General features: G+C 59.8%; 12 protein-coding genes and 1 tRNA gene. 7 read left to right on the top strand and 6 right to left on the bottom strand.

Annotated features, from left to right (window positions below; genetic code table 11):
- Positions 1-1,065 carry a hypothetical protein gene (locus tag VHO05_RS10525; RefSeq protein WP_329646535.1) on the bottom strand — a complete coding sequence of 355 codons (1,065 nt, stop codon included), beginning with the start codon at positions 1,063-1,065 and terminating at the stop codon, positions 1-3.
- A 324-nt stretch (positions 1,066-1,389) separates the two neighbouring features.
- Here VHO05_RS10525 and VHO05_RS10520 point away from each other — a divergent pair, with 324 nt between their 5' ends.
- Both VHO05_RS10520 and VHO05_RS10515 read left to right on the top strand, forming a co-directional pair.
- Positions 1,390-1,566 (top strand): hypothetical protein, encoded by a 177-nt coding sequence (locus VHO05_RS10520; protein WP_329646534.1) that lies wholly within the window; start codon positions 1,390-1,392, stop codon positions 1,564-1,566.
- A gap of 151 nt (positions 1,567-1,717) precedes the next feature.
- Positions 1,718-1,906, top strand: coding sequence for a hypothetical protein (locus VHO05_RS10515; RefSeq protein ID WP_329646533.1), 189 nt, complete (start codon positions 1,718-1,720; stop codon positions 1,904-1,906).
- 118 nt (positions 1,907-2,024) lie between these two features.
- Here VHO05_RS10515 and pabB read toward each other — a convergent pair whose 3' ends face one another.
- Complete coding sequence (pabB, locus tag VHO05_RS10510; protein WP_329646532.1) at positions 2,025-3,875, bottom strand: aminodeoxychorismate synthase component I; 1,851 nt, start codon at positions 3,873-3,875, stop codon at positions 2,025-2,027.
- A 340-nt stretch (positions 3,876-4,215) separates the two neighbouring features.
- Between pabB and VHO05_RS10505 the strand changes: the two genes are divergently transcribed.
- Positions 4,216-4,292, top strand: a tRNA-Met gene (locus VHO05_RS10505).
- Between the two features lie 127 nt (positions 4,293-4,419).
- Here the strand turns inward: VHO05_RS10505 and VHO05_RS10500 are convergent.
- The 3 genes from VHO05_RS10500 to VHO05_RS10490 form a co-directional block, all read right to left on the bottom strand.
- Positions 4,420-5,349, bottom strand: a complete 930-nt coding sequence (locus VHO05_RS10500) for a tetratricopeptide repeat protein (protein WP_329646531.1) — start codon at positions 5,347-5,349, stop codon at positions 4,420-4,422.
- Between the two features lie 411 nt (positions 5,350-5,760).
- Positions 5,761-7,452, bottom strand: a complete 1,692-nt coding sequence (locus VHO05_RS10495; protein ID WP_329646530.1) for a hypothetical protein — start codon at positions 7,450-7,452, stop codon at positions 5,761-5,763.
- A 78-nt stretch (positions 7,453-7,530) separates the two neighbouring features.
- A complete protein-coding gene (locus VHO05_RS10490) occupies positions 7,531-9,231 on the bottom strand; it encodes a multiheme c-type cytochrome (protein ID WP_329646529.1) in 1,701 nt (566 codons plus the stop codon).
- Positions 9,232-10,031: 800 nt separating this feature from the next.
- Here VHO05_RS10490 and VHO05_RS10485 point away from each other — a divergent pair.
- From VHO05_RS10485 to VHO05_RS10470, 4 genes are all read left to right on the top strand, one after another.
- A complete protein-coding gene (locus VHO05_RS10485; protein ID WP_329646528.1) occupies positions 10,032-11,132 on the top strand; it encodes a 2Fe-2S iron-sulfur cluster-binding protein in 1,101 nt (366 codons plus the stop codon).
- 41 nt (positions 11,133-11,173) lie between these two features.
- A complete protein-coding gene (locus tag VHO05_RS10480) occupies positions 11,174-12,196 on the top strand; it encodes a cytochrome c family protein (RefSeq protein ID WP_329646527.1) in 1,023 nt (340 codons plus the stop codon).
- Positions 12,197-12,258: 62 nt separating this feature from the next.
- The gene (locus VHO05_RS10475) at positions 12,259-13,137 is read left to right on the top strand and encodes a hypothetical protein (protein ID WP_329646526.1); all 879 of its coding nucleotides are present in this window, start codon (positions 12,259-12,261) and stop codon (positions 13,135-13,137) included.
- Complete coding sequence (locus VHO05_RS10470) at positions 13,137-15,965, top strand: hypothetical protein (protein ID WP_329646525.1); 2,829 nt, start codon at positions 13,137-13,139, stop codon at positions 15,963-15,965. The genes VHO05_RS10475 and VHO05_RS10470 overlap by 1 nt, the downstream gene beginning before the upstream one ends.
- A gap of 60 nt (positions 15,966-16,025) precedes the next feature.
- On the opposite strand, the gene VHO05_RS10465 is transcribed toward VHO05_RS10470, so the two are convergent.
- Entirely contained in the window at positions 16,026-16,790 is a 765-nt protein-coding gene (locus VHO05_RS10465) for a GntR family transcriptional regulator (protein ID WP_329646524.1), read from the bottom strand.
- Positions 16,791-16,850: the final 60 nt, after the last annotated feature.

The raw sequence follows: 16,850 nt of genomic DNA, 5'->3' as shown, positions 1-16,850 counted from the left end.
TCAATTGCTGTTCGTCGATTTCGCGTTCTGCTGAGAGGCCGCGGCCTTCTTGAGCTTCGCACCCTGTGTCGATTTCGGGCTAGACGTGAGTTGGGCATTTTGCTTTGAGCCCGACGCTGGAGACTTTCCCGACTGCTTTGCAGTCGTGCTCTGCTTCGACGAACCCGTCTTTTTGGAACCTGCCCCCGATGACTGGGCCGTCTTCTTCGCGGTCCCACCTTGGCCTTGCTTCGACAGCGCAGTCTGCGTCGTGCCGTTGTTCTGCTTGGATTGAGCAGACGTCTTCGAACCCGCAGCCGACTTGGACTGCGCCGTTTGCTTCGAACCGCTATTCTTCTTCGCCTGGAGTGTCTGCTTCGAACCTGAACCCTGTTTCGAAGCTGCCTTTTTCGAACCAGCTGCCAGCTTGGCCTGGGTCATCTGCTTCGATCCAACGCCCTGCTGAGATGAGGACGCCTGTTTCACGCCCCCGCCCTGCTTGGTCAGGACTGCTTTGTTCTGCCCCGCAATCGGCTTCGACTGCACCGAGCCTTTCGAGCTCACGAGCTGTTTGGATTGCCCTCCCTTCGCGCCAAGGCTCGGCTTGGACTGAGCGGTCGGCTTCGAGCCCGCGCTCTTCTTCGATTGAGAAACCTTCTGAGATCCCGCGACCTGCTTGGCCTGCGCCGCCGGCTTCGAAGCCGCAGTCGCCTGGGTCTTGGCACCTTGCTTGGACGTGGATTTCGATGCCTGTATTGTCTGCGCGGACGTCACGCTTTTCTTTGACGGCTCTGCCGACGCGGCGGCGGCGGCGGTAGCGCTGGCCTTCACCGGTTGGGGGCCGGCCGCCTTCGGGCTTGCCACTTCGCCGGACTTGATCAGCGCCGAGATGCAGCCAGGCTGTAAACGAACCCCGACGTTCCGCATGCACGTCCGAAGGCCTTCGCTTCCGATAGTGTGTTGGCTGCAATGCGCAAGGTAGTCCGCCTTGCAATTCTGTTTAACCAGCGGATCGTAAGCGAGCGCATGTCCGGGCGCCCACAACAACACAGCGCCAAAGAACGCAACAAGACCAGAGCGCAACATTTTCGTCTCCCTTATGCAGCCGGTGCGACCACCGATGCCGCCACCCTAAGGAGCGTCACAACCAACGCCTCGGAAGAAAGTGCGTTCCTCTTCCTGTAAAGACAGAGATCAAACTACAGGAAAATCAACGAGATGGCCACGAGAATTAAGGAGCGGCATTCCGCTCGCAGCAGCGTTCTCGGTGGGGAGGTGTTGCTGTGATGCGCGTGTCAGAGGGGGTGACCCCTGCTATAAGCCGAACATAACGAGTCGGTTCGATTCTGTGTGCTGCGGCGCACATCAGCGTAAACGAAATATCGCAGTCGCGAGGGAGCGCACGACATTATGGCACTCAAAGCACCTGGCATCCTGACTTACATGCTCTCGGTCATCCTGACGGTGCTCGCGCTGGTGACATATTTCTTCAGCGCATCAATTCCTTACATCACAGGTCAAGAATTCTGGGTGCTCGTGGTTGCCCAGCTGGTTCTGATATTCGGATGCATTATGCGCGGCCTCTGAGTGGCGATTACTCTGATGTTGCGGTGCACTTTCGCCATTGCCGGATTCAAGAATTCGGCCTGATTGATCTTGCGCAACATCGCTGTGCTTATCTGTCGCGCGGCGTTCAGCACTCTGGCTTACAAGAGTGTCCTTGCGCAAATTGCGGTTCATGATGATACGCAAACTCCAGTCTGGCCCCTTTGCCGAACGCGCGCGCCGATCAGCACGTGAAATCGCGCTGGCCGTCGTTCTGACGCTTGCAGCCATCGTGTTCTTGGTGGCGGCTATTCATGGCCACGCCCCCGAGACGGCGTCGATCTCGCCGCCTCAGTCCGGCGTCGAGAACAGCTCCAATTAACGGATGCCTCGGCAACCGCGTGCGACCGAGCACCGCCGAGAGATTTGTAATTTTTCTAATTCGATGAATCCGTAGCCGTACGTAGCCGGATTCACCTACGGACCTCCCGATTGGCAGGTCAGCGCGACGGCCGCAAAGGCTCAGCTTTCACAAGCCCCCTCACAGAATTCCCGACAAAGACAGCCTCGGCTCGGTTCAAGTCGTCGAGCGTCAACACACCCTCCTGGGCCTTTCCGCTCGCAATGAGTTCGTTGCGGAGCACACCCGGCAAGAGGCCCGTGGCCAGCGGCGGGGTAAGAAGCTTTCCATTCTTTTCGATGAATATGTTCGTGCGGCTTCCTTCCGCCAGCTCTCCGCGCTCGTTGAGATAGAGAACCTCGTCAGAGCCGAGCGTCTCGGAATAGTGCTGCCACTCGCGATCATAGAGTTCGCGCCGTGTCGTCTTGTGAAAGAGAAACGCGTTCGTACTGTCGAGCCGCGTATCTGAGATCACATACTTCATCACAGCGCCCGGAATCTGCGCGGGCTGTTCGGCAACGCTGACAGTGGTGCTCCCGTCCTCGGCCAGCAGCAGGCGTACACGCAAGCGTTCATTGCCGCGCCCCGCGATCGCGCGATCCAGCGCGTCCTGAACCTTCACCTCATCGTACGCATAGCCGAAATAGGCCGCGGACGCGCGCAAGCGCTTCAGGTGGCCATCCAGCATCCAATAGCCCATCCCCGCTTCATGAAGCAGCGTCTCGATCAGCTCGAAGCTCTTCGGCGGATCGGTGAGGAACTTCATCTTGAGCAGGCACTCGGCGTATTCCTTCGCACCCACGGAGTCATAGACGACGCCGGATCCGATCCCCATCTCGCCGCGTCCATCGCGGAAAATCACCGGCGTTCGGATCGCGACATTGAAGAGCGCTCCGCCAGAGGGCGAGATGTGTCCGATAGCACCGCAATAGACGCCGCGCGGCACGGTCTCGTAGTCCCGGATCAGTTCCATGGCGCGGATCTTGGGAGCGCCGATCACCGACCCCGGTGGGAAGATGGCACGGACGAGATCGGCGATGCCGACGCCCTCCGTGAGAGTCGCGCGCACACCCGAGGTCATCTGATGCAGTGTCCGGAACGTCTCGACCGTAAAGAGATCGGTGACGCTGACACTGCCGACCTCAGCGATACGCCCGAGGTCATTTCGCATCAGATCGACGATCATCAAATTCTCGGCACGCTGCTTCACGTCGCTGGAGAGCACACGGCGCGCTTCCGCATCCGCTTCGGGCGTTCCGGCCCGAGGCGACGTTCCCTTCATCGGCCGCGTCGAAACTACGCGCCCCTGCTTCTCGATGAAGAGCTCTGGGCTGGCGGACAGCACCGTCACATCGCCCGTATCGACGATACCTGCGTAGGCGACGCGCTGCCGCTGGCGCATGTCGCGATAGAATGTCAGCGGCGAGCCCTCGAGGCGGAATCGAGCCTTGAAGGTGAGATTGAGCTGGTAGATGTCGCCGGCGCGGATCTTGTCCTGCACCGCGGAGAAACGGGCTTCGTACTCCGCCTGGTCCCACGCCGTGTTGACCGCCGTGAACTGGTAGGAGCCGCTGCGCGTGTGGGTCGAAAGCCAGCGATCGACTTCGGTCTCCGACATTTGCTTCGCGGTCTTGTAGAGGCCGAACCAAAGCAGCGGCACATTGCGCCCTTCCGGCAGCAGGTCGCGGAGCTTGGGCTCGAGGACGTAGCCAAGTTCGTACGCAAAGAACCCAGCCGCGTGCAAACCCGCCTTCGTGCCCGCCTCCAATCGCGCCATGGCCTCCGGAACCTCCTCCGGCGTCGAGGCGGAGATGATCTCGGTCGGTTCGGAGAAGAGGAGAGAGGGAGCCCGTCCGGTGCTGTTGTCGAGAAGGACGAAGGTTTCCTCGAGCCCCGCGCCGGATTGTTGGTCCCCGGGTCGGGCGGCTCGTTTAGGGTCGGCTGTGGTCATGCCTGCGGGATCTCGCCTCAGATTTCTGGCCGCTCAAACGGAGTCGAGCATATACGAAAGTTCCTGGCCGTGGCCCTGGACGCGCTTGAGAAAATCGGTCGCGGGCACCGAATGTTGGTGAGTAATCCACGTCCGCGGCAAGGCCAAGTCCGAGTGGGGTTCACAAAGCCAAAAATCATGCTATAGACCCTCCCGAGCCGCCCCGCTGGCGGCTCGTTCGAACGGGCCGGCCCGGCCATAGGGCCGCGCGGCCCAGATCAGCCAAGCTGGCCGGATCGTTCGAGACGATGTGACAGGAACCCGGATACCGGGCGCCATGTCAGGTCGGTGATGTCGGTATCGCGGGGTGGAGCAGCCCGGTAGCTCGTCAGGCTCATAACCTGAAGGTCATAGGTTCAAATCCTATCCCCGCAACCAACATTCTATTTTAAAATCAAAGAGATAGTCTGGATTTGGCCTTCGTTGATCTGCTGGCGTAAGAACGCCATTCGACGGCGCCGCAGCGGCACTTCACATCCACGAAGAGACGACATCGGCCCTTCAATCACTCGACCTTCAGACCGAGCTCAATTGCCGCGGCTGTAATATTGGCTGATGCCGCCGAGTCGTCCTTGAAGACCTCAAGCGCCTTGCGGAACGCCGTTTCCGCAATCTCTCTTTCCCCCAACACAACACGCGAGCGCATGAGGCGGGTCCAGCCCTCGACGTCTCGCGGAGAACTCTCAAGGCGATTTGCCAAGCCATCGACCATCGATCGGATCGAAACGTCACTCTCATGCGGGGGAGACGCTTCCGCCTTGGCCGCACTCTTGACGGTTTGTCCTACGTCACCGACCTCGCCGACGGCTTCCGGTTGTATGGGCGAGCCAATTGCTGGGTCACTGCCTTCGGAGGCCTTTGCTTTTGCTTCCTCATAGGAAGCCTTGATCTCGGCGGAGTTCGGATCGAGCTCCACCGCCCTCGCATAGGCGCTCGCTGCTTCGCCGTAGAGCCCGGTGTTGAAGTAAGACCAGCCAAGCGTCCGCCAGCCTTGGACGTCGTCCGGCGCGCTCCGAAGCCGGGCCGCCAGCCGTTCGATCATCGTGTTCACATCAGGCAGCAGATCGCCGGCTGTCGCTTTGCGTGCGGGTTTTTCCGCCTCGATCGAACGCGTGTAGTCCTCGAGCCGCGCAAGCATCCCCTCATCCGTGTCCTCTGAACCGGTCTCCTCGCGACGATGATCTCCCAGATGAGATGTGGCGGCGCCAATGATTGGAACGAGGAGAAGGACCGCTGCCACCATGATGAGCGGGCCAGCAGTCCCAACGTTGGCTTTGCCGAACTTGAACCGGGATCCGATATCTTCGGGGGGCGAACCAAGTTCGAGGGAAAAGTGCTCCCATCGCCAGTCCGCCGATCGAAGCTGAAAAATGCACAGCGCCGATAGCGCGATTGAAGAGACAATGAGAAGCCAGCCCAGGACAGTTAAAGACATCTGCAAGCCCTCCTCTGACGGCGTGACACGTGACCTCGGCTCGAGCCCGCTTGGACGACGCATCTCTGGCTGGAGCATCGGCTGCCGTATCTCGGAGAACGGGCGCGTCTGAAAGAGGGATAGTAGACATAGCCCCCTATGTGCGTCGGGTAGTACCCGCGGCTGTAGTAGTAGGGATAATCGTAGTAGGTATAGCTTGGGCCTATCGGGAGGGGGATGCGAAGCCGCCGGACACGGCGTTCGCTCTCAAGCACATAATTCCTGCCGCTTTCGCGAGATTTCTGAACGGACGCCCCAGCCCATGCTGAATTGCCCAAGGGGGTGGTGGTCAGGAAGCCAACCGCCAGAAATCCAGTCACCAGAATGGCAGCGAACAAACTCCGACGACTCATGAGCCACCTCGCATAGCGATCAGAATTTCCGACGGACTTCCGCGCGGATGCCGAAATTGTCTTCATCTCCGCCATCGAGGATCTGATACGTCGCATCGGCGCGGAACAGCCAAGCCTTGTCGATCGGGATCTGATAGCGAACACCGAAGCCGTACTGCGGGTCCTTGGTGCCGATGCCGTCATCCTCGAAGGGCTGCACCATGGCCACTTCGAACACCAGCTGCTGATCGAGATTGAAGAGATACTGTAGGCCAACCGCACCGCCCAAGGCGTTGGAGCCGGTATCATCGAGCTTCGGATAACCGGTCAGCGCGTCGGTCTCGAAGTTGATGCCGACATTTTTCAGGATGCCGGCGCCGTTGCCGTCGACCAGAGGCTGAGGGTTGCCGAAGCCAACGAAGAAGTTGGCGTAGGGAAGCAGTGTGCTCGGCAAGCCCGAGATCAGGCTATTCTCTGAAATGATGGCCAGACCGTCGCTGTTTCCGTCAGGGTCCTCGCCGAAATTCGCGAAAACACGGGTCGAATTCGACAGAGTGTTATAGTAGCGGCGGCTGTAGGCGGCGGTCAGGAAGTGCGTCAGCAGGCCGTCTCGATCGTCGCGGCCCTGGATCAGACCGTAACCCGCTTCGATGTAGCCATCGAAGGCGTCGATGAAGGCGGTCGCACCAAAAAGATTGGCGTTGTGGTTGTCGCCTTTGTCCGCTCCGATGATGCCCGCGTTGTCAACGTTGTCGAAGGCGGCGAAGAAAGTGACGTCGAAGTTGGCCAGACCGAGTGCCGCGGAGTTCTTTGCCGGCAGACTTACTGCGCCGCCGAGGATTGCGTCGTTCGCCCAGATGCCATTCTGCAGGAAGAGTGGATAGAGACCGACGGTGAACGGCAAGTCGAAGCTGGCTTCCTGCCCCGAGAACCCCGAATAGAGCGAACCGAAGTCTCCCTCGAAAAATAGCGTCTGCGGATTGAGGTCGAACTCGTCGTTGAACCTCCCATTGCCGTCAGCGCCGCCAAACTCGAAGCGGGTGAATTCTTTGTTGGCCTTCTGAAGCGGCGCGAAGAACGCGTGAATGCGTTCCGTACCGGTGATCTTGAGATCAACGTCGAGGTTCAACCGCGTCGCGACCTGAGCGATGTCCTTGCCGTTGTTGTTGTTGTAGGCAACCGCGGTCCGCCAATCGCCGTAGACGGCGAGGCCGGGAAGGAGCGGATTTTTTTCGCCGAGAAAAGTGCTGCTCTCATCGTAGGCCCCGGAGGTGTATTGCTGACGGCCAATCTCGATCGGCGGACGCGGTGGCTCGACCGCTCTCTTTCCGCCATAGATATCGACCTGCCCTTCGGCATTGTAGTTCGCGTTGTATTTTGGATCTGGCAGGAACGCGCCGTGGCCCGCTTTGGCCTCCTTGTTTTTCTTGGCGCTGCTGGCCTTCTTGCGCGCCGTACCGTCCTTGCCCGTCTTTGCGTCTGCGTCGCGTGTCGCAGACTCCCCTTCGGCGCTGACCGTCTTTTCGGCTGAAGCGTCTGCGTTTTTAGCGTCAGCTTGATCGTCAGCGGCGCCGAGCCTGGCCGCCCCAGTCCACACTTGCGTCAACCAGCCCCCCTCGCCGCTTCCTTCGGCTGCAGCGGGCACGGCGCTCGTACCGGACACGAGGAGACCGCTTGCGATCAGCGCAACGGCGGAGGTCGCTGTCCTGGCACAATACGCATTACAAATCATGGAAACTCCACGTCGTGGCTCTGAACTGTGGGGAAGAGTGATCCGCGCCTTCAGCCCCCTTCGAGGCTCGAAACCGCGCTAACCCTTCACTTCGAGCTCCACCGCGAAAGCGTGGAAATTCATGATCCGCTCGTTCATGCTCTGCTCCATTTCCTTGGTGGAACCGACGAAGCGCATGAAGTAGATCGGCTCGGCACGGCTCCGCATGCGGAACGCGAGGCGGTATTTGCCCGGCTTCGTGATCAAGTCACCCGGCACTTGATACGTGGCCTGCTTCTCACCCAGTGGTGTGAGCGAGTGGTTCTCCATGCGCACCAGCGGCGGGTGATTGAGAACGGTGGTCGGGATCTGCGGCGGACGTAGATGCGGCAGCGGATCGATGTCAAAGTTCACCGGCAGGTACATTTCGCGGTCCGTGCCCTTCACGTTGGTCGTCAGGAACTTGGTCTGGAAATGAACCAGTTGCTGGTCCGTCTTGATGCGCCCGGCCGCGACCTCAAGGCTGTGCAGATCGGCCATGTTGCCGTCAGCGTCGACGTAGCCGGTCTCCCAGATGTTCTTGCCCTCGGGATCGAGGAGAGCAACGTTCACCCAAAGCTGAGGCTGAGCCCCCAGTGAGCCGGACGGAAGGTTGTGACCTGTATTGGTGTTCTTGATCTTGTAGGAGAACGCCAGGTCCTTGCCGACCGTCGGTGTGCCTTCGATGAAGGGCCCGTCGACGTGGCTGCTGTTCTCCATAACCTGCCGCCTGAGCTCATCCCGCTCGTCGAGCTTCTTGAGGTTCTCGTCGATGATCTCACGCGCATCTTCGCGGTCGAGCGCATCGGCCCAGCGCTTGGGAAAGGCGGCCTTGACCTTGCCGTCCGCGACCTTGTCTTCGAACGCGGTCGTGCCCCAGCCGGCGCGCCAGTCGAACTGCAGCCAGTCCTTCATGCTGATCGCCTGGGCCTTCGTGTTGTGAGGAAAGATACCTGGGTGGGCGATCGAATAACCCGGGCCGATGAAGCGGTGATTGGCATGCCTGCGTCCCGGGTTGACCTCCTTGCCGCCGACGATGGCGGAAGGAGCGGTCGCGTAGCCTGAGGGCTTTCCAGGGACCTTGCCCATGTGGCAGTCCTGGCAGGAGACGCCGGCTTTGCGTGCCGGACTGTCGCGATACTGATCCCAGACAATCTCCAGCTTGATGCCCAGGTTGACGGCGACCTGGTGGCAACTGACGCAGAACTCCGATTTGGTGATCTGATCGTTCGTGATCATGCCCTTGTGGATGTCGTTTCCGCGCCCGTCTTTGCTGGTTTTGACCGAGTAGGTTTCCTTGTTAGCGAGCACGTCGTTGATCACGCTCTTTTCGCCGCTGCCGTAGACGGGCTCGTAGATCTTGCCCGGCTCGACACGGCGCTCACCGTTGACCTTGCCGTATTGCTCCTTGACCCGATGGCAGGTGATGCATGTCACGCCTTCGCGTGAGATCTGACTGCGCTCCCAAAGCGGCGTTTCTCGCGCTTCGCCGAGCTGAGTGCCGACTTGCTGGTGGCAGCGCACGCAGAAGGTGCCGACCGTACCTTGAGTCAGGTCTTGGAACTTCTGCTCGAACTTATGAAACATCGGCGAGATCGACGCATAAGCATGCTGCGACGATGACCATTCCTCATAGATCTGCTTGTGGCACTCACCACATTGCGCAGCGGTGGGATAAAGGGAGAGGGTCTTCTCGTCGACCGCGGGGATAGGAGCTTCTTTGCCCTTCGACGCTTTTGCTGCCGCGGAGAGCACGGACATCTCTCCATGACCTTCCGCCTCTGCATCCGGAGATAGCTTTGGCTCGCCGCCTTTGGCATCAGGTTTCGCGTCGATGATCGCACGTCTTCCATCGACATCTTTTTCCCCGCCCCCACTTTTTTTGTCATCTTTTATGGGCGCTTCCGGCGCAGCCTTCGCGCCGGACGGTGGGACCGTTTCATTATTCTCTGCAAGCTGAAAGACAGCCCGATTTTGAATGACTTGGCTCCGCCCTGACCCGCTCGATCCGTCTGCAACAGCCCGATCGGGCCACGTCGCATTTATCAGCGCGGCGCACGTCAAAACGCAGGTAAGAACCGAAATGTCGGATATCCGCTTCATCGCCTTACGCTCTTACTAGATTTACAGGCGGGATCCCGATCTGCACCAACGCGCGACGTTCGCACTCGGCCATTCGGGTTTTCTGAACAGCAGAATGATGCCGGAAGCGGGCCGACATAAGGCACGTAAAATCAAAGACTAAAAATGCAAACCTTGAGACAAATAATTACTCAGCTTACAGCCGCACCACAGCCAATCAGATGAAAAAACGAGAGAAATGGAAATTGCGAATTCGAGCAGATGCCACTCCCGGCAGTGCGGTAAATGGCAGGTAACAGCCAAAACTGTGGAATTTTGGGGTCACGGGAATAAATGATTTTCTCTGAACCGCCCACCTTGTGATCAGAGGGATTTTCCGCAGATCACTCTCTCGCCTGCTTGTCTCTCTCTTTTCGCCAGATTGTCTTTGTAAGAGCGCGTTAGGATCGATCCGCGCAAAAGCCTTCCGGGAAGTTGAAATGCCAAGCCGCCACCAAATTACAATCAATGGCAAAAGCTTTCCCGCGCGCCGCGGCGAGCTGCTGCTGGACGCTGCTCTGAGCAACGGCATCAGCCTGCCCTATGATTGCCGCGCCGGCCACTGCGGCACCTGCTGCGTTCGGCTGGTGTCCGGCGAAGTGCAAGGCGGCGAAGGCTCGGAGCCGGGCCTCGTTCATGCTTGTCAGTGCCGGGTGATTGGCGATGCGGTGATAGAGAAGCGTCAGACGCCGAGTGTTCGCACGGTGGACGGCGTACTGAGTTCATTGCGCACCTTGTCACCCGAAGTGATGGAAGTCGGCATCAGAACGGACCGCGCACTGCCCTATCATGCGGGACAATATGTACAGGTGCGCTTCAAAGGATATCCAAGCCGTCCCTTCAGCATCACCCTTCCCCTGGGTGGAAATCCGAGCAGCAGTTCGGTCTGGCTCCATGTCCGGCTCATGAAGCAAGGACGTGTTACCTCATCGTTCGGCAAACGCATCATGCCCGGCCATCGGGTAAAGCTCTCCGGACCCTATGGTTCGGCACACTTCAGGCCCAATATCGACGGCCGGCTTGTTCTTGTCGCCACCAACACCGGTTTTGCGCCGATCTGGTCGATCGCCGTCGCGGCGCTGCGCGAGAACCCAAAACGTAAGATGATGATCATCGCGGGCGGTCGCGCCATCGAGTCACTTTACATGGGCCCAGCTCTCGTGCAGCTCGCAAGTTTCCCCAACGTCGTCGTCGTACCTGTCTGCAGCACACCGCAGACTCAATTCGCGGCAGTGAAACCCGGCCGGCCAACCGACTATCTTCCAGACCTGCTGCCGACCGATGTGCTCTACGCCTGCGGCGCGCCGGGGATGGTCGACGCGATCAAATCGATCGCGGCACGCAACGGCGTGATCTGCCATGCGGATCCGTTCCTGCCGGCTGGCGACGACAGGATTGAAGGAAGCATTCTCTTGCGCGCGAAGGAATGGTTCACGGTGCCCACCAACCGGAAGTTGGGCCACCTCACTCCCGACCGCGTCGACGATCGGCGGGAACCACCGATGCTGCGGTACGGGATGGCAGAAGCACGGGGTGAGTAGTCATTATCGTTTCGAGCGCGCATAGCCTTCGGTCGATCCGCTTGGGGCCCACGGCCCCGCTCCGGTCGTCCGTGCTCTATCTCGGTTGTTTGCTGATCATCGTGGGTTTTGCTGCGTACGGCGCTGTCGCCTCCGATGCAGCCAAAACGGTCGGTCCGAATGCTTGTGCTGAATGCCACAAGCAGGAGGCCGAGGCCTGGAAGGGCACGCATCATTTCAAAACCTACCGGGAGATGCCGCGCAACTCAAAGGCCAACGAGATCGCTGACAAAATGGGCGTGCGGCGCATTCGGCAAGAAAGCTTGTGCCTGAATTGCCATTTCACCGTGCAGCAGAAGAACAACAGGGAGGAGCCGGTCGCGGGCATCTCCTGTGAATCTTGTCACGGTGCCGGACAGGACTGGATCAAGGTCCACAGCGGGTTCAGCGGCAAGACAACGCTATTCGAGAGCAAGGTTGAGGAGAAGGAGCGTTGGAAGCTTGCCGATTCCAAAGGGATGATAAGGCCGCGATCGTTCTACCTGCTGGCCAAGAACTGCTACGCCTGTCACGTCGTGCCGCAGGAAGACCTCGTAAACAAAGGGGGGCACAAGGCCGGCAGCGCCTTCGAACTGATGTCCTGGTCCCAGGGAGAGGTGCTGCACAACACTTGGTATTCAAAGGGTCGAGAGAACGTACCGGCCAACGCCGCGCGCAAGCGGATGCTTTATCTCATCGGCCTTGGCGTCGAGCTCGAGACAGCGTTGCGCGCCATTGGAAAGGCGACCGTGCGGAAGGCCTATGCGTTCGAGATGGCCAAGCGTGCCGACGGCGCGCGCAAACAACTCGCCGCTGCCGCGAAAGCGGCGCCGAACGTTCCGGAAATCGCCAGGATAGTCGAGCTGAGCCATACAGCCGGACTAAAGCTGAACAATGAACGCTCTCTGACAGCTGCCGCAGACAGCATCTCGAACCAGATCACGATCATGACCGAGAAGTACGACGGCAGCACCATGTCCGGCCTCGACAGCCTGATTCCAGGACCAGAGAAATTCAAGGGCACGGCGAGGAAGCCCGACAATTGAACCTAGCAAGCAGCGAGATCCGACGGCTTGAGAAAGCCACTGAGTAAATTTGGGGGGCTGCTGTGAGATCCGACACCTCGATCGACGCAGGCTCAACGAGATATCTCACCAGCTTGATAGCCCAGGGCCTCTTAATCGCGGCCGTCTCTTGGGGCCTATTCTGGCTCGTCTGGATCTACGGCAACGGGCTGCGCGACCCGCGCTACCTCGACGGCTGGGTGCTGGCCGGCGGCATGAGCGTGCAGCTCTATTTCCACATCGCCATCAAGCGGGCCACGCTGTCGCCGAAATCCGCCATACGCTGGCGGAAGATTCATATTTTTCTCGGCTATCTGCTAATCGCCGCCTTCCTCTCGCATTCCGATTTCTCACTGCCGGACACCGGCTTCGAATGGGCGCTCTGGGCAGGCTTCGTGCTTGTGACGCTGAGCGGAATTTTCGGCGCCTATCTCGCCTGGTCGCTGACGAGCAAAGGCCGGATCGACAGCGGCATCACCTATGATCGCATCCCAGGCCTGCGCGCCGAGCTGGCGCGAAATCTCCACACCGCCGTCTCCGAATCCGATCCGGCCGCCGCTCAGCTTCCCCTACCGGGACTCCCCCATAACGCCTGGATCATCGATCTTTACACCGCCCACCTGCGGGACTTTTTCAACGGACCGCGCAATCTCACCGCCCATCTCATCGGCTCCCAGCGCCCGCTCAAGCGGCTGACCGACGAGATCGACATCCTGTCACGCTATGTCGACCAACCAAGCCAGGAGAAGCTGGCTGCCATCAAGAGCCTCGTCGTCGAGAAGGACAGGCTCGATTTCGCGCGTGTTCATCTCGGGCTCAGCAAGGCCTGGCTCTTCGTGCATGTGCCCGTCACCTACGCGCTGATCGTGCTGACCGTGTTGCACGTCATCGTCGCCTACGCCTTTTCAGCGGGGGCCTGGTGATGTGGCGACGGATCAGATCGGCTCTGTCGCCAAAGGCCGAAAGCCCAGCACCCATCAATGCCCTACGCGACCGTCTCGCCATACTGCTCGCGCTCGTGACCCTCGTCGGCCTGGGCGCGGCCTTCATTCTTTCCAAGGGCACCCAGGTCCTGATGCCGGGGCCCCTCGCGAGCGCCCACGGCGGGATCGAAACGTGCAGCGCCTGCCATACCAAGAGCGGCACCGGAAAATTGAGCTGGGTTCACGGCCTCGTCGCGGGCGATCCGGCGGCCGACAGCAAGGCCTGCCTCACCTGCCACAAAATGCCGGACACGGCTTTCAACGCGCACGGCGCTTCGGCCGACGTGCTAACGCAGAGCACCAAGCGGCTGGCAAAAATCGCGGCCGAGACGCCGCAGCCGCAATCGGCCCGCGCGCAGAACATCGCCTTCCCGACAGATGAGGTGGTCTCGCGAGACCTCTACTGCGCGACCTGTCATCAGGAGCATCAGGGGATCAATTTCAATCTGAGCAAGATCTCCAACGAGCAGTGCCAATCCTGCCACGTGGTGAAGTTCGACAGCTTCGACGGCCATCACCCGAAATTCGAGACCTATCCGTTCAAGCGGCGAACTCGGATCATCTACGACCATGCCGGCCATTTCGGCAAACACTACCCGGACGTGGCGAAGAAGGATCCGGCGCGGCGCATTCCCGATACCTGCTCGACCTGCCACGATAGTCGCGACGACAAACGGGTCATGTCTGTAGCGCCGTTCGAGAAAACCTGCACCGGCTGCCACCTTGACCAGATCGTTGGCAAGGAGCGAGTGAGCGGCCCGAAGGGAGTTGCGTTCTTGAGCCTTCCTGGCCTCGACGTCGCAACGCTCAAAAAGAAGAATGCTTCAATCGGCGACTGGCCGGATGCGTCCGACGCAGCGCTCACACCATTCATGAAGCTGATGATCAGCCGGGATGAGCGGGGCCGTACTCTGATAAAGACCGTGGACAGCCTGAACCTGCAGGATCTGACCAAAGCTAGCGACGATCAAATCAAAGCGGTGACAACCCTGGCCTGGGAGATCAAGAGGCTCTTCTATGCGCTGATCAAAGGAAAAGCGTCGGACGTGCTGGGAGACTTCAATGTCGGCGGCGGAGCGAAGCTAAGCACTGCTCTCGTTGCAGATCTGACCGCGAGCCTTCCGCGTGATGTGATCGTCGGCGCACAACAGCAATGGCTACCCAATCTCGCCACGGAAATGGTCAGTCGATCGAATACGCGCGATCAGAGTCAAAGCGGCTGGAGCGCGGTGACGACGGAGCCGAACTCGAAAGCATCATCCTCTCAAGAGAAACAGCTGAGTTCGGATGCACCCCCGACAACCGCGAAGCGCAACGCAGACGCTGCGGAAAGAGAAACGCCTCCGTCTGAGAGTGGCAGCACAAGAGCCGAGCCCACGAACTCAAGCTCGAACGAAACGGAAGCGTCCGAAAAGAAGTCTGCCTCGGACACGGAAGCCGCTGGGCGCGAAGAGCCCGCCAAAGCCAAGCTAGATCCACCGGTTTGCACCGTGCGCCTCTTTGGTCAGTGTCTCGTATCCAACGAGCCAGCGGACAAGGGTGACGAGCCCGAGGCAGCGGAGAAGGCCAAGCTTGGCGCCGGCCAGGAAACGCACTCCGCCAGAAAACTATCTCCGCCGATGAGAGCCGGGATCAAGTTTGCTGAGAACACGGCACAGTCCGAAGGAGCGGCAGGCGAAGTCGAGGGCGGCCCGATCATACGGCGCTGGTCGCTGCCGGGTGGGACGTCTCGCACGCTCGAAGGTCGCGACAAGGAAAGCGAATCCAAGAGACCGGCCAACACGAAGGCCGACGACAAGAAATCGCCCTCAGCCGACAAACAGCCGCGCGCGATAAAAACTGAGACCAAGGACACCGAAAAACCGGCTCAGACTGAAGGACCGGCCGCACCAGCCGAGACGTCGAAAGCGGACGCCAGCGGCGCAAATGAAACGCCCTCCGTCAACAAACAACCTCAGGGCAAGGGAGCGGACCAAACAGACGATCTCCTCTTTCCAACAGAGGAAGAGCTTCGCGCAATGAAGGCCGGCAACCCGGACGGCGGAAAAGCAGCCGAGCCTCAAGGAGCGGCCGGAAAAGCCGATGCCGCAAGCGCGGCGCCCCATGGCGAAGCTGAAGGTGCTGCTGCCTCCAAGACGGGAGCAGAGGCCAGGGCAGCTGCGCCCGTGATCAGCATCGAAAGCGACATTGATCCGGAGAGCTGGGCCGAATACGGCGGCTGGTACCGGCAGGACTATACGATTTTCTATCGCCCCACCGGCCACAAGGACAAGTTCATCTACTCTTGGCTCTTCCTAACCGGTCCCCAATCGCCGAAAGGCGCTACGAGCCCGGCGGCGTCTGTCTTCGATCTGCTGACGAGCAAAGACGCTCAGGGCTCATGCACGAAATGCCACAGCGTCGACGACATCCAGGGCAAAGGACGGATCGTCAACTTCTCCCCGCCCAAGGTCGATAGCAAACAGGGGCGCTTCACGACTTTCATCCATGAGCCGCATTTCGGCATCCTGGAGAGTCGCGCCGGCTCGGCGGAAAAGAATCGCGGCTGTCTGAGCTGCCATGAGCTTGAAAAAGACCGCCCGTATTTGAAGAGCTACGAGCAGGGCAATCCACAAAGCTTCGTGTCCAACTTCGGCGATGTGAAAAGGGATCTCTGCCAGACCTGCCACACGAGCACTATGGCCCGGCAGGATTGTCTCTTGTGCCACACGTATCATGTGAATGGCGTAGTCACGCCGATCATGAGCACAAAGCTTCCGACGCAGTAGCGTTTCCATCGAACAGATTAGACGAGGGGTGGGCGGATAACGAAGCAGCGCCCTTCTCGTCTATGGAGCGGCCAAAGGAGCTGCTGTGTCGTGGATTGAGCCAAGAGTGAACCGAACAACATAGTGCTCGTGCCGCATGAAGCAGTGCGCGATGCGCCATTCGAGAACCTCGTCCCGATCCGAGAAGATGACACGGTCCAACCGGAGAACGGGCGTCCCTTCCGCAATGCCGAGATCACGAGCGCTCCGCTCGTTTGCCAGTACGATTTCGACCCTTTCGTCTGCACGCCCCACCAGGATCGCGTTGAGCTGCGCAAGTGCGGACAAGCGGTACGCGCCGAACTCATCGGGAAAACGTGTGTAAAGTTTCGCAGGGAGCAAGCACACCTCCGACATGAAAACTTGCTCTTGGTGCTCGCGAACCCGCTCGACGCGAATGATCTCGTCGCCGATGTTCAAACGGAGACGCCCCGCCTCCTCCGCAGACGCTCTGACGCGCACAATCGAGCGGGCAATCTTTCGACCCGATATCCTCTGTCCTTCAACATTATGAAACATGGAGAAGGGGAACGCAGTCTCGACGGCCGCATAGTCATTGACGAACGTCCCGCGCCCTTGCCGACGCGTCACGATGCGATCAGCCTCCATAAGATCCAAGGCCTTGCGCACGGTCCCGATGCTGATGCCGTGCTGTTGCGCGAGCTGAATCTCGTTGGGCAGGCTCGACCCAGGCTTCCAATGGCCGTTGACGATCTTTTTCACGAGGAGATCGCGGACCTGCAGATAGAGCGGGCGGGCCTCAAGGCGTGTTTCCAGGTCCGGCATGCCATTCCCCCGGTACATGAAAAACGGAGTCGCCGGCCAATCAGCCGGAAGCCGACGGAG

Source organism: Hyphomicrobium sp. (assembly GCF_036262015.1).
In the GTDB taxonomy this organism is placed as follows: Bacteria; Pseudomonadota; Alphaproteobacteria; order Rhizobiales; family Hyphomicrobiaceae; genus Hyphomicrobium_C.
The sequence above is the reverse complement of the archived record's forward strand: the minus strand, read 5'-3'. Positions and strand labels throughout refer to the sequence as shown.

What these genes read in the sequence shown, in the direction of transcription:
- VHO05_RS10525 (WP_329646535.1), bottom strand. Translation starts at nt 1,065, where the DNA reads ATGTTGCGCTCTGGTCTTGTTGCGTTCTTTGGCGCTGTGTTGTTGTGG.
- VHO05_RS10520 (WP_329646534.1), top strand. Translation starts at nt 1,390, where the DNA reads ATGGCACTCAAAGCACCTGGCATCCTGACTTACATGCTCTCGGTCATC.
- VHO05_RS10515 (WP_329646533.1), top strand. Translation starts at nt 1,718, where the DNA reads ATGATGATACGCAAACTCCAGTCTGGCCCCTTTGCCGAACGCGCGCGC.
- pabB (WP_329646532.1), bottom strand. Translation starts at nt 3,875, where the DNA reads ATGACCACAGCCGACCCTAAACGAGCCGCCCGACCCGGGGACCAACAA.
- VHO05_RS10500 (WP_329646531.1), bottom strand. Translation starts at nt 5,349, where the DNA reads ATGTCTTTAACTGTCCTGGGCTGGCTTCTCATTGTCTCTTCAATCGCG.
- VHO05_RS10495 (WP_329646530.1), bottom strand. Translation starts at nt 7,452, where the DNA reads ATGATTTGTAATGCGTATTGTGCCAGGACAGCGACCTCCGCCGTTGCG.
- VHO05_RS10490 (WP_329646529.1), bottom strand. Translation starts at nt 9,231, where the DNA reads ATGTCCGTGCTCTCCGCGGCAGCAAAAGCGTCGAAGGGCAAAGAAGCT.
- VHO05_RS10485 (WP_329646528.1), top strand. Translation starts at nt 10,032, where the DNA reads ATGCCAAGCCGCCACCAAATTACAATCAATGGCAAAAGCTTTCCCGCG.
- VHO05_RS10470 (WP_329646525.1), top strand. Translation starts at nt 13,137, where the DNA reads ATGTGGCGACGGATCAGATCGGCTCTGTCGCCAAAGGCCGAAAGCCCA.
- VHO05_RS10465 (WP_329646524.1), bottom strand. Translation starts at nt 16,790, where the DNA reads ATGCCGGACCTGGAAACACGCCTTGAGGCCCGCCCGCTCTATCTGCAG.